The 13,910-nt window shown below is 61.2% G+C and carries 14 protein-coding genes; 7 read left to right on the top strand and 7 right to left on the bottom strand.

Going from position 1 to position 13,910, the window contains the following annotated elements:
• The first annotated feature begins 73 nt into the window (after nucleotides 1–73).
• Nucleotides 74–478, top strand: coding sequence for a GFA family protein (locus KUL25_RS07930; protein WP_257892456.1), 405 nt, complete (start codon nucleotides 74–76; stop codon nucleotides 476–478).
• Between the two features lie 69 nt (nucleotides 479–547).
• Here KUL25_RS07930 and KUL25_RS07925 read toward each other — a convergent pair whose 3' ends face one another.
• The 3 genes from KUL25_RS07925 to xth all read right to left on the bottom strand — a co-directional run bounded on the left by KUL25_RS07925 (nucleotide 548) and on the right by xth (nucleotide 3,785).
• A complete protein-coding gene (locus tag KUL25_RS07925) occupies nucleotides 548–982 on the bottom strand; it encodes a universal stress protein (RefSeq protein ID WP_068355279.1) in 435 nt (144 codons plus the stop codon).
• 220 nt (nucleotides 983–1,202) lie between these two features.
• Nucleotides 1,203–2,792 (bottom strand): ABC transporter substrate-binding protein, encoded by a 1,590-nt coding sequence (locus tag KUL25_RS07920; RefSeq protein ID WP_257892455.1) that lies wholly within the window; start codon nucleotides 2,790–2,792, stop codon nucleotides 1,203–1,205.
• Between the two features lie 210 nt (nucleotides 2,793–3,002).
• Entirely contained in the window at nucleotides 3,003–3,785 is a 783-nt protein-coding gene (xth, locus tag KUL25_RS07915) for an exodeoxyribonuclease III (RefSeq protein WP_257892454.1), read from the bottom strand.
• A 157-nt stretch (nucleotides 3,786–3,942) separates the two neighbouring features.
• On the opposite strand from xth, the gene KUL25_RS07910 reads away from it, so the two are divergent.
• Nucleotides 3,943–4,257 carry a hypothetical protein gene (locus KUL25_RS07910; protein ID WP_257892453.1) on the top strand — a complete coding sequence of 105 codons (315 nt, stop codon included), beginning with the start codon at nucleotides 3,943–3,945 and terminating at the stop codon, nucleotides 4,255–4,257.
• On the opposite strand, the gene KUL25_RS07905 is transcribed toward KUL25_RS07910, so the two are convergent.
• Entirely contained in the window at nucleotides 4,254–4,640 is a 387-nt protein-coding gene (locus KUL25_RS07905) for a SpoIIAA family protein (RefSeq protein ID WP_257892452.1), read from the bottom strand. The genes KUL25_RS07910 and KUL25_RS07905 overlap by 4 nt on opposite strands.
• A 78-nt stretch (nucleotides 4,641–4,718) precedes the next feature.
• Entirely contained in the window at nucleotides 4,719–5,933 is a 1,215-nt protein-coding gene (locus tag KUL25_RS07900) for an acyl-CoA dehydrogenase (protein ID WP_257892451.1), read from the bottom strand.
• Between the two features lie 130 nt (nucleotides 5,934–6,063).
• On the opposite strand from KUL25_RS07900, the gene KUL25_RS07895 reads away from it, so the two are divergent.
• The 3 genes from KUL25_RS07895 to KUL25_RS07885 are packed head-to-tail and all read left to right on the top strand — an operon-like array spanning nucleotide 6,064 to nucleotide 9,298.
• Nucleotides 6,064–7,041: an NAD(P)H-dependent flavin oxidoreductase gene (locus KUL25_RS07895; protein ID WP_257892450.1), complete on the top strand. Its 978-nt coding sequence runs from the start codon at nucleotides 6,064–6,066 to the stop codon at nucleotides 7,039–7,041.
• Nucleotides 7,041–8,276, top strand: a complete 1,236-nt coding sequence (locus KUL25_RS07890; protein ID WP_257892449.1) for an acyl-CoA dehydrogenase family protein — start codon at nucleotides 7,041–7,043, stop codon at nucleotides 8,274–8,276. Before KUL25_RS07895 ends, KUL25_RS07890 begins: the two co-directional genes overlap by 1 nt.
• A complete protein-coding gene (locus KUL25_RS07885; RefSeq protein WP_257892448.1) occupies nucleotides 8,273–9,298 on the top strand; it encodes a phosphotransferase family protein in 1,026 nt (341 codons plus the stop codon). The genes KUL25_RS07890 and KUL25_RS07885 overlap by 4 nt, the downstream gene beginning before the upstream one ends.
• 74 nt (nucleotides 9,299–9,372) lie before the next feature.
• Here KUL25_RS07885 and KUL25_RS07880 read toward each other — a convergent pair whose 3' ends face one another.
• Nucleotides 9,373–10,578 carry an FAD-binding domain-containing protein gene (locus tag KUL25_RS07880; RefSeq protein WP_257892447.1) on the bottom strand — a complete coding sequence of 402 codons (1,206 nt, stop codon included), beginning with the start codon at nucleotides 10,576–10,578 and terminating at the stop codon, nucleotides 9,373–9,375.
• A 125-nt stretch (nucleotides 10,579–10,703) separates the two neighbouring features.
• Here KUL25_RS07880 and KUL25_RS07875 point away from each other — a divergent pair, with 125 nt between their 5' ends.
• Nucleotides 10,704–11,330, top strand: coding sequence for an ATP-dependent Clp protease proteolytic subunit (locus KUL25_RS07875; protein ID WP_257892446.1), 627 nt, complete (start codon nucleotides 10,704–10,706; stop codon nucleotides 11,328–11,330).
• Nucleotides 11,331–11,533: 203 nt separating this feature from the next.
• On the top strand, nucleotides 11,534–12,799 hold the full coding sequence (clpX, locus tag KUL25_RS07870) for an ATP-dependent Clp protease ATP-binding subunit ClpX (RefSeq protein WP_068355563.1): 1,266 nt from the start codon (nucleotides 11,534–11,536) through the stop codon (nucleotides 12,797–12,799).
• Nucleotides 12,800–12,894: 95 nt separating this feature from the next.
• On the opposite strand, the gene KUL25_RS07865 is transcribed toward clpX, so the two are convergent.
• Complete coding sequence (locus KUL25_RS07865) at nucleotides 12,895–13,890, bottom strand: hypothetical protein (RefSeq protein WP_257892445.1); 996 nt, start codon at nucleotides 13,888–13,890, stop codon at nucleotides 12,895–12,897.
• Nucleotides 13,891–13,910 lie beyond the last annotated feature (20 nt).

Below are 13,910 nucleotides of genomic sequence, written 5' to 3'. Positions count from 1 at the left end.
GTGACGCACAGGGGCTGTGCTAGATTGCGGAGGAAGGGTAGCGCATGGCCTGCTTTTGCCAAGGCGACGACCCATGAGGATCGACGGCGGCTGCCCGTGCGGCCATGTCCGCTACGAGGCCGAGATCGACCCGGCCCGTGTCGCAATCTGCCACTGCACGGATTGTCAGACCAACGCCGCGACGGCTTTCGGGATGGTGGCAAGTGTGACCGACAATCAATTCGATCTTCGCGCGGGCACGATGACGGAATATGACAAGGTCGCCGCATCCGGCACTGTGCGCACGCTCAGCTTCTGCCCGCATTGCGGCACGCGCATCCATGCCCGCACCAAGGACGACCCGGCGGCCTTCTTCGACCTGCGGTGGTGGACCATTACGCAGCGCGATGCCTTGCCGTCCCGCATCCAGGTCTGGTGCGGGTCGGCGCAGCCTTGGGTGTTCGATCTGTCGCAGGTGCCCCGGCGGATGACGCAATAGCACGGCTTTCGGGGCACCAGCGGCGCAGATCCGGTTCGTGAACCGGCGCTGATCGGGCCGGCAGGGGGGCTAGTGCACCGTCAGTACAGAGCTGACTGCGCTGCGGCTGACTTTTTGGCTGACCGAGCCCAGGAACAGGCTTGCGACAGACCCAAGACCACGTCGGCCCATCACGATCAGATCGACGTCGTGCAACGTCGCCGATTGCAGGATGTCATCGGCCGGCTCGCCAGAGCCGATGGTCTCTTCCGTGGGCGTCACACCAAGTTTGGTTGCCATGGCGACGGCCTCTTCCATCACGGTCTTGCCTGCTTCGGCGATCTGGGCTGGGGTCACGGGGACATCGACCACGGAGTAGCCGACGGCCACGGCGGTGGTTTCGACCTGGGGAGAGTGCACAAGGTGCAATTCGGAATCGAACGCCTTCGCGAGATTGCAGGCTGTGGCAAGGGCGTGTTGAGAGGCTTCAGAGCCATCGATGGCCACAAGGATGGATTTGAACATTGGGCATTCCTTTCAGGTCTGTCCGCGCGGGATTTTACACCTTCAAGGATGCCACAGGTGGGGGGGAGGGCGCATTGAGATGGATCAAGACGCACGCGGGCGGCGGGCGGCCGTGCACCAGAAGCGGGCAGCCATCTTTAATGCGGCAAAAGAAAGGCCCGGGAGGCATACTCCCGGGCCGATCAAGGGTTAACGGCGTTAACGCCTGCTTTCAAACGGCTCAGTTCAGCTCGAAATACTTGAACTTCACCTGATCGTCCGCGTCCACCAGCGTCGACCAGGCGTCCGAGATGCCCCAGTTGAGGACCTGATGGTGGATCGGCAGATAGATCATCTCGGCCTCGGCCATTTCCCAGAGGTTCGCGATGGTCTGGTCGCGGGCTTCGAGGTCCGTCTCGGCGGACAGCGACACGATCATTTCGTCCATCTCGGCATTGGAGAACCCGGTGCCGTTCCACGAGCCACGACCCTCGTTGCGGGTGTGGTAGAGGAAGTTGAACACATACTCGCTGTCATAGGTCGGCACGCCCCAACCCAGCATGTATAAATCGGTTTCCCCGTTGGCGATCAGCGGGAAGTGCTGGGCGCGGGGTAGGGCCGAAAGGTTCACCGTGATGCCGATCTGTGCGAACATGCCCACGGCGGCCTGGCAGATCGATTCGTCATTGACGTAGCGATCGTTGGGGCAATCAAGCTGGATCGAGAAGCCGTCGCCGTAGCCTGCCTCGTCCATCAGAGCTTGGGCCGCGGCCACGTCATAGGCGGGGTATTCCTCCAGCTCGGGCGTCCAGCCATTGACGGGCGGCGGCAGCATCGCGCCGGTAGGGTCGGATTGCCCCCGCATGACGACCTGTTGGATCGCCTCGCGGTTGATGGCGATGTTCATCGCGGCACGGACCAGCGGATTGGCCAGCGGGTTTTCCCCTTCGACGTTGTCCCGCTCCAGATCATCGGCGCCGACATTGAGGCCGAAGAAGATGTTGCGGTTCTGGGGGCCGGTGCCAAGGCCGATGCCATCGGCGGCTTCCACCCGCTCCAGATCCTGGACCGGCACGTCCTGGACGAAATCGACTTCGCCGCCAAGGAAGGCGGCAAGGCGCGTGGCAGGGTTCTGGATTGGCGTGAAGATGATCTCGGTCACGTCCATCGGGAAGATGTCCATGCCCCAGTAGTCGGGGTTCTGGGTCAGCACGGTCTGGACGTCGGCCTCGCGGCTTTGCAGGACGAAGGCGCCGGTGCCATTGACATTGCGCGCGGCGAAGGTGTCTTCACCGGCGGCGAAGTCCTGCACGTTTTCGGCGCCGTTCTCGACCGTCCAGCCTTCATCCATCATCATGATGTTGGTCAGGTTGTTGGGCAGCAGCGGGTTGGGGCCTTCCGTCTCGATCTCGACGGTGAAGTCATCCGTTGCGCGGACCTCGACAACGCCGGACAGCAGTTCCTTGAAGTTGGAGGCTTCCTGCATCGCGCGGTTGAGACTGAACACGACGTCGGAGGCATCGAAGGCCTCGCCGCCATGGAAGGTCACGCCTTCGCGAATCTCGAAGACCCAGACGTTGGGGTTGTCAGCCGAGGGCGCCCAAGACGTGGCCAGGGCCGCTTCCATCTCGCCTGCCATGTTGCGCACGATCAGCGGGTCGTAGATCTGGTGCATAAGGGTCGTGGTCGGGCCCTCGTTCTGTGAATGGGGGTCCAGCGTCAGTGCCTCGGCCGCGCGGGTCCAGCGCAGCGTTTCGGCGGACAGCGAGGTGGCGGTGATCGCCGTGGTCGCAAGAAGGGCCGCGCTAAGCGCGATTAATCTGTTTTTCATTTTAAGTCTCCCGGTTGGTCCCCGTTACGGGGGCGGTCGTTGCCGTACCGCACGATATTCGCGGGCCGCCGGAAAAGTCCAGCGGGCGGCGGGCGTTGTGTGCGAAAGGGGCCAGGGAATTCGGGAGAAGGACGGAAAGACGCTGGTCTGCGGTTTTTTGCGATCACAAAAAACGCAAACCTCGCCCCTCCCGCCGTCCCGCAGGGGGCCTCAGGCTGCCAGATCAACCCAGACCGGGACGTGATCGGAAGGTTTCTCGCGACCGCGCACCTCTTTCTCGATCCAGCAGTCTTGCAGCAGGTCGGCGGCTTCGGGGCTGAGGAGGTGGTGGTCGATGCGGATGCCGTCGTTCCGGTTCCACGCTCCGGCTTGGTAATCCCAGAAAGAATACATGCCTGGCGCTTGATTGCGGGCGCGGAAGGCTTCGGTGAACCCCAGATTCAGCAAGCGGCGGAAGGCACTGCGGCTTTCGGGGCGGGCGAGCGCGTCTTCTTGCCAGACCTCGGGGCGGGCGGCGTCGGCGTCCTGGGGGATGATGTTGTAATCGCCCGCCATGACGACGGGCATTTCACTTTCCAATAGGCCTTGCGCGTGGGCGTGCAGTCGCGCCATCCAGGCGAGCTTGTAGTCGTATTTCGGCCCCGGAACCGGATTGCCATTGGGAAGGTAGAGCCCGCAAACACGCACGGGCTGCGTGTCGCCCATGACCGTCGCCTCGATCCAGCGGGCCTGTTCATCGCTGTCATCACCGGGCAGGCCCCGGCTGATGTCTTCAAGCGGCAGTTTTGACAGGATCGCGACCCCGTTGAACCCCTTCTGGCCATGGGTTTCGACCGTGTAGCCGCGGTCTTCGAACAGCTCGCGCGGGAAGGCCTCATCGACGGATTTGATCTCTTGCAAGAGGGCAACGTCGGGCTTGGCGTCGTCCAGCCAATCGCCAAGCGTGCCGATGCGGGCCTTGACCCCGTTGATGTTGAACGTCGCAATCCGCATGGCTGTCCTCCCGTTGCGCCCGTTCTGCCCCTTTGTCACGCGCTTGCCAAGCGTGCGTCACCCGGCGCGATCTGTCGCGGTGGGCGCTTTGTCCCATTTTGCTGCACTGCGGCATGTCTTAACATTAGCGAAAGCAACGCAGACTGCAGGTGAGAAAATGCTGAAACTCCTATTTGGCGGCAAGAAAGCCACGCCCGAGGTGGTGATCGAAAGCGACCGTGCACGGTTCTCGCGATTGGTTAACGAGCTTAACGAAGTGATCGATACGCTGGCCCATAAGCCACGGGTCACGATTGATCCGGCTACCGGGCATATCGAACCGGACGTGCCCGAGCAGTTCCCGGATGAGGCCTTGGCACTTCCCGCCCCCGCAACTGAATCGGAGCCCACGGCAGAAGCCACAAGCGACGTGGAAGAGAAAGCCGAAAAGCCACAGACGCCGGAATTGGACGCCGCCGCAAAGGCGCATTAGGTGACGCGGAGGCCTTCCGCCAACCACGCGGCGGCAGCGGTTTCGTCATCGAAGCTACGGATCTCAAAGCCCGGGATCAAGGCAGATTCGACCGTGGCCGCCGTGCGAAACAACTGATTTTGTGATACAAACGCGGCCCGGTCGATCTGCTGCACCATCGCCAGCAACTGCGGCCAGTGGCGCAATTCGACCCCAATGGCGCCAAGCGTCGGCCATTCGGCCCCCTTGTCGATCAACAACAAATCGCCGTGGGCCATGCCCTCCATCTCGAGGGTCATGGCCTGCAATGCGGCTTCCATCGACACCGCATCCAACGCGCCCGCGATTGTCACGCGCAGCGAATTGGGACCGGTTCGGTTCACGGTCAGATGCGTCTCGGTCATGTGCAAACTCCCTTTGCTTGGGATGCCGGAAGCTTGCCACGCAGCGGACTTGTTGGCCTTGATCCGCGTCAAGCGTGCCTAGAAAAACGCCTGCAACCCGGTTTGCGCCCGGCCCAGGATCAGGGCGTGGACGTCATGGGTGCCCTCGTAGGTGTTCACCGTTTCAAGGTTCTGGGCGTGTCGCATGACGTGGTAGTCTGCCATGATGCCATTGCCACCATGCATGTCGCGGGCATGGCGCGCAATGTCGAGTGCCTTGCCGCAATTGTTGCGCTTCATCAGAGAGATAAGCTCGGGCCCGCAGGTGCCGTCTTCCATCATTCGACCCGCGCGCAGCGCGCCTTGAAGGCCGAGGGCGATCTCGGTCTGCATGTCGGCAAGCTTCTTCTGGAACAGCTGTGTTTGCGCAAGGGGGCGGCCGAATTGCACCCGGTTCAACCCGTAATCTCGCGCCCGGTGCCAGCAATCTTCCGCAGCACCCATCACGCCCCAGGCGATCCCGAACCGTGCGCGGTTGAGGCAGCCGAACGGGCCTTTCAGTCCCTCGACGCCGGGCAGAAGCGCGTCTTCGCCGACCTCCACCTTGTCCATGACGATTTCACCGGTGACCGAGGCGCGCAGGCTGAGTTTGCCGCCGATCTTCGGTGCGGAAAGGCCCTTCATGCCCTTCTCCAACACGAAACCACGGATCTTGCCGCCGTGCGCTTCTGACTTGGCCCAGATCACGAACACATCGGCTATGGGGGCGTTGGAAATCCACATCTTGGCGCCGCTGATGACGTAGCCGCCATCGGTTTTTTGGGCGGTGGTCTTCATGCCGGCCGGGTCGCTGCCGGCCTCGGGCTCGGTCAGGCCAAAGCAGCCGATCAGCGTGCCGGCAGCAAGACCCGGAAGGTACTTTTCACGTTGCTCCTCGGAGCCATAGGCATGGATCGGATACATCACCAACGACGATTGAACCGACATCATCGAGCGATATCCGCTGTCCACCCTCTCCACCTCGCGGGCGACAAGGCCGTAGCTGACATAGCCTGCACCAAGGCCGCCGTAGACCTCGGGAATGGTGATGCCAAGCAGGCCCATCTCCCCCATCTCGGCGAAAATTTCCGGCGCGACATGCTCGTTGAGGTAGGCCTCGTTGACGCGGGGCAGCAGCTTGTCTTGCGCGTAGGCGCGGGCACTGTCGGCGATCATGCGTTCGTCATCGGCCAGTTGATCGGCCAGATGGAACGGATCGGCCCAATCGAAGGGCGCGAGCGAGGGGCCGGTGTGGCGTGTTTGACCGTCGGGCATGGAGATCTCCTTTAGGGCATATTTGACGGGGCACGTGCGCTTGGCAAGGCGAGAGCGCGCGCCTGTGACGGTGCGTCCATCTTGCCGCGCCCGTGTCGTCGCGTTAGCGTCAGGTTTAAGGGAGGCGCCAATGCCAAGCAATCAAGAATTACCAAGCGTTTTTAGGGACTTGCGTCTGCCGGTGGTGGGCAGTCCTCTGTTTATCGTTTCTAACCCCAAGCTGGTGATCGCCCAGTGCTGCGCGGGTATTGTCGGGTCTTTCCCGGCACTGAATGCACGTGAGAAAGATGGCGATCCGATCGCCCTTGAGGCGTGGCTGCGCGAGATCACCGAGGCGCTCGATGCCTGGAATCAGGCCAATCCAGATACGCCCGCCGCGCCCTACGCGGTAAACCAGATCGTGCACCGCTCCAACACGCGGCTGGAGCGGGACCTTGAGATCTGTGCGAAATGGAACGTCCCGATCTGGATCACGTCCCTCGGGGCGCGGGTGGAGGTTAACGAGGCCGCCCATTCCTGCGGCGGCATCGCGCTGCACGACATAATCAACAACACCTTCGCGAAGAAGGCGATTTCCAAGGGGGCGGACGGATTGATTGCCGTCGCCGCAGGGGCAGGGGGCCACGCGGGGCCGCAATCGCCCTTCGCCTTGGTGCAGGAAATTCGCGATTGGTTTGACGGGCCCCTGCTGTTGGCTGGGGCGATCGCGACGGGAGGTGGAGTGTTGGCGGCGCAGGCGATGGGGGCGGATTTGGCGTACATCGGCTCGCCGTTCATCGCAACGGACGAGGCCAACGCAGCCCCTGCATACAAGCAGATGATCGCGGAGTACGGTGCCGAAGACATCGTAACTTCCTCATTGTTTACAGGGGTTTCCGGGAACTACTTGAAGCCGTCCATCGCTGCGGCGGGAATGGATCCCGATGCGCTTGAAAGCGCGGACGTCAAGTCGATGAACTTCGGCGACGGCTCCTCCAAACCCAAGGCCTGGAGCCAGGTTTGGGGAGCGGGGCAAGGTATTGGCGCCGTAAAATCGGTGGGCCCGGCACGCGCCGTGGTGGACCGGTTGGCGCAGGAATATCTGGCCGCGCGCGAAAGGTTGTTGTGATGGAACTGGGCGTCTCGGACCGAGTAAAGCCACTGGTCGACGCGGTGCGTCGCATGGTGCGCGACGACATCGCCCCGCTGGATCTGGAATACCACGCGGAGGTGGGAAAGCATCCATCCGGCGACCGGTTTAGAATGACGGACCGGCAAGTGGAGATCCTCAAGTCCCTGAAAGATAAAGCGAAGGCGGCGGGGTTGTGGAACTTTTGGCTGACGGATTCGGCGAAAGGCTATGGCTTGTCGACCGTGGAATACGCGTATCTGGCGGAGGAAATGGGCGCTGTTTCCATCGCGCCCGAGATCTTCAACTGCAACGCACCGGACACCGGCAACATGGAAGTGTTGGAGCGCTACGGGACTGACGCGCAACGCGCGCTCTGGTTGCCGGATCTGATGGAAGGCACGGCCCGGTCCGCGTACCTGATGACAGAGCCGCAAGTCGCCTCGTCTGACGCGACACAGATTTCATTAAAATGCGAACGACTGGGTGAAGATTACGTTCTAAACGGCGAAAAATATTGGGCAACTGGTGCGGGTGACCCGCGCTGTGGGCTCTATATAGTCATGGTGTGCACGGATCCCGAGGCGGCAAAACACGCGCGACATTCGATGCTGTTGGTGCCCTCGGACTTGGACGGGATCGAAAAGATCCGCCCGATGGAGGTCTTCGGCCACGATGATGCGCCCCATGGGCACATGCATATCCGCTTTACGGATGTGCGCGTGGGGGCTGACGCGATCGTCTTGGGCGAGGGGCGTGGGTTCGAAGTGGCGCAAGGACGGCTTGGCCCCGGGCGTATCCACCATTGCATGCGGGCCATTGGCCGCGCCGAGTATGCCCTTGAATTAATGGTAAAAAGAGGGATGACGCGGGAAGCGTTCGGCAAGCCTCTGGTCGATCTGGGTGCAAACTACGACATCATCGCCAATGCCCGCATCGCCATCGAAATGACGCGGTTGCTGTGCCTTAAAGCGGCTTGGATGATGGACCACGAGGGCGTCCGCGCGGCGCAGCCGTGGATCTCGAAGATAAAGGTACAGGCGCCGCTGATGGCGCTGCAAGTCGTTGATGAGGCGATGCAAATGTACGGTGCGACCGGGTTGAGCCAGGACACGCCGCTGGCGAGGATCTGGACGGATCTTCGGACGCTACGGTTTGCCGATGGGCCCGATGCCGTGCACCGCCGTCAGGTCGCGCGGGCAGAGCTGCGCAAGTACTCCAACGCCGCCCCATGACGCCGAAGCAGTGGCGCGACGCAGAGGCCTGGCTGAGGATGAACATCGCCTGGCAAGGACCTGTGAAAGCGGAGAAAATACAAGGCGGCCAGTCCAATCCGACGTACCTTGTGACCGGCGCGGAGCGGTCGGTTGTGTTGCGCCGAAAACCTCCGGGGCGGTTGCTGAAGTCTGCCCATGCCGTGGATCGGGAATACCGGGTGCAAAAGGCGCTTTACGAAACAAACGTTCCGGTGGCGCGGCCCTTGTCGCTCTGTGAGGACGACACCGTCCTTGGATCGACCTTTTATGTGATGGAGTTCGTCGCAGGTCGGTGCTTTGACGACCCTAGGTTGCCAGAGGTCGCGAAACCGGAAAGGTCGGCTTACTTCAATGAGATGGGCCGCGTTCTTGCAGCGATCCACCAGATCGATCTTGAGCGCACCGGCCTTGCGGACTACGGGCCGCGCGGAAACTACTTCAGGCGCCAGATTGACCGATGGTCCAAGCAATACCGCGCGAGCGAGACCGGAGAGATCGCCGCCATGGACCGTTTGATGGGAATCCTGGATCGGGTCTGCCCGCAAGATGACGGGCGGGTCACGCTTGTGCATGGGGACTACCGGATCGACAATCTGATGTTCGCGCCAGACAGCGCGGAAATCGTCGCGGTTCTGGATTGGGAGTTGTCGACCCTCGGGCATCCTTTTGCAGACATCGCGGCAGTCATCATGCAATGGCAAATGCCGCCGGGAAACCAGGGGCGCGGATTGTACGGCGTCGATCGCGCGGTCGAGGGGTTGCCCAGTGACGATGCATTCCTTGCCGCTTATTGCGAACGCATGGGCCTGAGCGGGATCGAAGACTTCGGCTTTTACGTATCTTTCTGCTTCTTTCGCATGGCGGCGATCCTGCAAGGGGTCAAGAAACGGGCCTTGGATGGGAATGCCTCTGACCCGGCGCGCGGCATTTCCTTGGGGGCGCTTGTTCCGCGCTATGCAGAGGCCGGTTTGGCGGCGTTGGAGCGAAAATCAACGATGTGACAGGTCGGTATGCTATCCAATAAGCCACCTCTGCTCACAGATATTCCCATCTTATCCACAGGGAAATTGCCTTTTTACGACGTGCTTTTCGGCATTTTGACGAAGTCCTCGACCAGCTGCGGAATCTGCTTCTTGAACTTGAAAAAACCGTGTGTGGTGTGAGCCCAAGCGGCGCTGTCCCAGGGGCGCAGGACCTCGACCAATTCGATGTCTTGGGCGTCGAGCGCACGACGCAAGCGTCGGAGCATACTTGCTGTGGGGCCGACGGGGGCATAGGGCGTGACGACCTGCTCCAATCCTGCGGCTTCGGCCCAGGCGCAGATATTGTCCACAGAGTTGCTCACAGGGCCTGCGTCCCCGAAGCGGTCGCCCCAGCGGGTCATCGTGTCCGATAGCGCGCCCTCTGCAAAGGACATGACATTGGGGCTGACAAGGCCTGGGGATCTGAGTCCAGCGGACAAGAGGCCTGCGTGGGCGACCACGGGGGTATCGAGGTGGTCCAGCAGAAATGAAAGGGATAGATCGTCTTCATGCAGTAACACGCCGGTGCGCACACCGGGCTGGGGCGCGCCTGTGACGGGCACGGGGCGCGGAGACGGATGCGGCGGGCCGTTCAGAGGGGCCGGATGCGCGGCTAGGCGACCCGCCGGATCATGACGCCCGTCGGTATATTTCGCGATGTTGGCCGCGCGCGCGACGTAGTGTTTGCCGTGTGTTTGGAGGCCCGCCACCCATCTCCAGCTAAGCGTATTGGAGGCCGGGTCGCCGTCCAGTAGATGTCGCATGAAGAAATCCGCCCCCGCCTGCCAAGGCAGCCTAAGGGTGAAAATCCAGATCGAGGCGACCCACATGCGAGCGTGGTTGTGCAGGTATCCTGTTTCGGTCAGCTCTTGCACCCAATCGTTGAAGGCGGCGATGTCGGTTTGCCCCGACTCGGCCTCGGCCACCCCGGTCAAATCCACTTGGTCCAATTCGCGACGGTAGTCAGCCCAGGCGCTGGGGCGCCGCTCCAGCCAGCCTTTCCAGTACGTCCGCCAGCAGACCTCGGCCACGAACTTTTCGGCGGTAGCAAGGGAGTAGCGGCCAAGAACGGATTGCAACACCTCCTCTTCCGTCACCAGGCGGTGGCGCAGATAGGGAGAAAGGCGCGATACATGGGGATGGCCTTGCCCTGGCAAATCAAAGTTGCGCCGGGCGGCATAGTCGCGGCCTGCGGTGGGCACGAAACGTGCCAGCCGATCGAGGGCTTCTGTGCGGGTGGGGGAGGGCGCTGCATTCATGCATTGTCAGCTATTGTGACCAAAGGATTGGTCAAGCCATGCGAATTCAAGCCATGGTGCCCTTGCAGCCCCCATGGCCCAGACATAGACTCCGTTGGAACAGAACATCTGATGAGGCAGGCGCGATGCACGATCCCGTGGAATACTTCCAAAATAACCTGGTCCCGATGGTGGTTGAACAAACCAGCCGCGGTGAGCGGGCCTATGACATTTTTTCGCGCCTCCTGAAGGAGCGGATCATCTTCGTGAACGGCCCGATCCATAGTGGCATGAGCCACTTGGTCGTGGCGCAGTTGCTGCACCTTGAGGCGGAGAACCCCTCGAAGGAAATCTCCATGTACATCAATTCGCCCGGTGGCGAGGTCTCGGCGGGGCTGTCGATCTACGACACGATGCAGTACATCAAGCCGAAAGTGTCGACGCTGATTTGCGGCATGGCGGCCTCGATGGGGTCGGCGATCGCGATTGGTGGCGAAAAGGGGATGCGGTTTGCGCTGCCCAACGCGGAAATCATGGTCCATCAGCCCTCGGGCGGTGCACGCGGCATGGCAACCGATATCCTGATCTCGGCCCGCCACATCGAGCGGACGCGGGAGCGGCTCTATCAACTCTATGTTAACCATTCTGGGCAAGACTATGACACGGTGCAGCGGGCATTGGACCGCGATACGTGGATGACGCCGGAAGAGGCGAAGGAATGGGGCCATCTCGATGAGATCGTCTCGAACCGCGCCGGTGGTGAAGCGGAATAAGCAAAGCGGCCTGCGACGAAAGGCCGAATGATGGGGGCAGGGCCGAGCGATCGGCCCTGTTGCACGATGGGGTCAGCGAGAGGTCGCGTCGGAATTTGCGATTGTGACCGGGGCGGGCCTGTTCTAGGCTGGCGGAAATCCGGTAGAATGACTGGTGTTTTGCGGCAAATCAGCCGCGTGAGGGCCCGCGTAAGGTGGACGATATGGCAAGTAATTCCGGCAACGATTCCAAGAACACGCTCTACTGCTCGTTTTGCGGCAAGAGCCAGCATGAGGTGCGCAAACTGATTGCGGGCCCGACGGTGTTCATCTGCGATGAGTGTGTCGAACTGTGCATGGACATCATTCGGGAAGAGACGAAAAGCGCAGGATTGAAAAGCGACGATGGTGTACCGTCGCCGAAAGAGATTTGCGCAGTGCTGGATGACTATGTGATCGGCCAGGCCCACGCCAAGCGCGTGCTGTCGGTGGCGGTTCACAACCATTACAAACGCCTGAACCATTCGGATAAATCCGACATTGAACTGGCGAAATCCAACATCATGCTGATTGGCCCCACGGGCTGTGGCAAGACGCTGCTGGCGCAAACGCTGGCGCGGATCCTGGATGTGCCCTTCACCATGGCCGACGCCACGACGCTGACCGAAGCGGGTTACGTGGGCGAGGATGTGGAAAACATCATCCTGAAGCTTCTGCAGGCCTCGGAATACAATGTGGAGCGCGCGCAGCGTGGCATCGTCTACATTGACGAGGTTGATAAGATCACGCGGAAGTCTGACAATCCGTCAATTACCCGCGACGTGTCGGGCGAGGGCGTGCAGCAGGCTTTGCTGAAGATCATGGAAGGGACCGTCGCCTCTGTGCCACCGCAGGGCGGGCGCAAGCATCCGCAGCAGGAATTCCTGCAGGTCGACACCACCAACATCCTGTTCATCTGCGGCGGCGCCTTTGCGGGCCTGGACAAGATCATCGCACAGCGCGGCAAGGGCTCGGCCATGGGCTTCGGCGCGGATGTGCGCGACCCGGAAGCCAAGACCGTGGGTGAATACTTCAAGGATCTGGAACCTGAGGATCTGCTGAAGTTTGGCCTGATCCCGGAATTCGTGGGCCGTCTGCCCGTCATTGCCACGCTGGAGGACCTGGACGAGGATGCTCTGGTGACGATCCTGACCGGCCCGAAAAACGCGCTGGTTAAGCAGTACCAACGCTTGTTCGAGTTGGAAGATGTGAAGCTTACGTTCACGGAAGACGCGATGAGCGCAATTGCCAAGCGGGCGATTGCCCGCAAGACCGGTGCGCGGGGCCTGCGGTCGATCATGGAAGATATCCTGCTGGAAACCATGTTCGACATGCCCGGATCGGAAGGCATTGAAGAAGTCGTGGTCAATGAAGAGGCCGTGACCTCGGAAACCCAGCCCCTGATGATCTACGCGGATCGCAAGAAGGAAGAACCTGCCTCGGCCGGCTGAGGTCTTTCAAGAATTGACCGGGCCTCAAAGGGGCCTGGACGATATTGTGGTGCCTGCGAAAACGTGAGCCCGATGCCTTGGCGTAGGCGCGTGCGTTAGCGGAGCCAAAGCTTCTCGCGTTTCAACGTATTGCGGATTTGTTGCTCTTTGCGGGGCAGCTTGGCGCGATCGAACAGCGCGCGGGCCTTGGCCCCTTTGCCCTGAAATATCATCCGGCGCATCGGCTCGTAGGTTTTCAGGACCTTCTTGATCTTGTTGGGTGCGCTGACCTCTTCCAAAGTGTCGACAACGTGTTGATTCTCGCGCGCATACAGCAGCGGTAAGACCCTGTAATGACAAGAGGTTTTGCCATCGAGCCAGCCCGGTTCCAAAGCATCACGACCGCCCCCGAAGGAATGGATGACGAGGGGGAGAGCCACCTGATCCAGCCATGGGTCCAGGGTTTGGCAGATGAGTTCCGGCGGGCCGTTGTGGCGGATGCGCGTGGCGTACTGGGTGAAGCGTTCGCCAAAGACGTGGGGGCACGTGTAATAGAAAAATCCTGCGTTGAAATAGAGGTATCGGCGCCAGAATTCGTCAGGTTGGGACATGTCTAGCGATGACGGGAAGTCGAGGCCGAACATGTCATAAAGCGATTTCCAGGTTGCGGTGTAGCCGGGTCCATATAGCTCGATTTGGGGCCAAGTGCCCTCCACCTGGTGAGAGGCGCTGGGTCTTGAGAAATCGAAGGGGACCTGGGTTAGGTCCCCGGTGATCAGCGTATCGGTGTCGAAGAAGACGAAAGGCTCTCCCTTTGGCAGGGCCTTGAGGGCCTCGACCTTGTTGCCGTAGGGGTAGGATTCCCCGAAGTAATTGTTTTCGAAAGGAGTAATCTCGGCACCAAGCTCAGTCAAAAGGGTGCGAACGGCGTTGTCGCCCATACGCGGGTCCTTTGACCAGCGAGGGCCGGGTTGGGGTTCAGCCACGAAAAGCTTGCCGGGAAAGTTCGGGTTTGCGGCGCGAAAGGAGGCCGCGAAAAGCACGGCCTCGTATTGCAGGCGGCCGTTTTGGCCGACGATCATCACATTGAAGAGGGTCGCTTTGCGCGCCATGGAAAAGTTCCGCTGCTCGG

The organism is Gymnodinialimonas phycosphaerae (genome assembly GCF_019195455.1).
Classification (GTDB): Bacteria; Pseudomonadota; Alphaproteobacteria; order Rhodobacterales; family Rhodobacteraceae; genus Gymnodinialimonas; species Gymnodinialimonas phycosphaerae.
The sequence above is the reverse complement of the archived record's forward strand: the minus strand, read 5'-3'. Positions and strand labels throughout refer to the sequence as shown.

Coding starts and splice junctions, on each gene's coding strand:
- KUL25_RS07930 (WP_257892456.1), top strand. CDS start 74: ATGAGGATCGACGGCGGCTGCCCGTGCGGCCATGTCCGCTACGAGGCC.
- KUL25_RS07925 (WP_068355279.1), bottom strand. CDS start 982: ATGTTCAAATCCATCCTTGTGGCCATCGATGGCTCTGAAGCCTCTCAA.
- KUL25_RS07920 (WP_257892455.1), bottom strand. CDS start 2,792: ATGAAAAACAGATTAATCGCGCTTAGCGCGGCCCTTCTTGCGACCACG.
- xth (WP_257892454.1), bottom strand. CDS start 3,785: ATGCGGATTGCGACGTTCAACATCAACGGGGTCAAGGCCCGCATCGGC.
- KUL25_RS07910 (WP_257892453.1), top strand. CDS start 3,943: ATGCTGAAACTCCTATTTGGCGGCAAGAAAGCCACGCCCGAGGTGGTG.
- KUL25_RS07905 (WP_257892452.1), bottom strand. CDS start 4,640: ATGACCGAGACGCATCTGACCGTGAACCGAACCGGTCCCAATTCGCTG.
- KUL25_RS07900 (WP_257892451.1), bottom strand. CDS start 5,933: ATGCCCGACGGTCAAACACGCCACACCGGCCCCTCGCTCGCGCCCTTC.
- KUL25_RS07895 (WP_257892450.1), top strand. CDS start 6,064: ATGCCAAGCAATCAAGAATTACCAAGCGTTTTTAGGGACTTGCGTCTG.
- KUL25_RS07890 (WP_257892449.1), top strand. CDS start 7,041: ATGGAACTGGGCGTCTCGGACCGAGTAAAGCCACTGGTCGACGCGGTG.
- KUL25_RS07885 (WP_257892448.1), top strand. CDS start 8,273: ATGACGCCGAAGCAGTGGCGCGACGCAGAGGCCTGGCTGAGGATGAAC.
- KUL25_RS07880 (WP_257892447.1), bottom strand. CDS start 10,578: ATGAATGCAGCGCCCTCCCCCACCCGCACAGAAGCCCTCGATCGGCTG.
- KUL25_RS07875 (WP_257892446.1), top strand. CDS start 10,704: ATGCACGATCCCGTGGAATACTTCCAAAATAACCTGGTCCCGATGGTG.
- clpX (WP_068355563.1), top strand. CDS start 11,534: ATGGCAAGTAATTCCGGCAACGATTCCAAGAACACGCTCTACTGCTCG.
- KUL25_RS07865 (WP_257892445.1), bottom strand. CDS start 13,890: ATGGCGCGCAAAGCGACCCTCTTCAATGTGATGATCGTCGGCCAAAAC.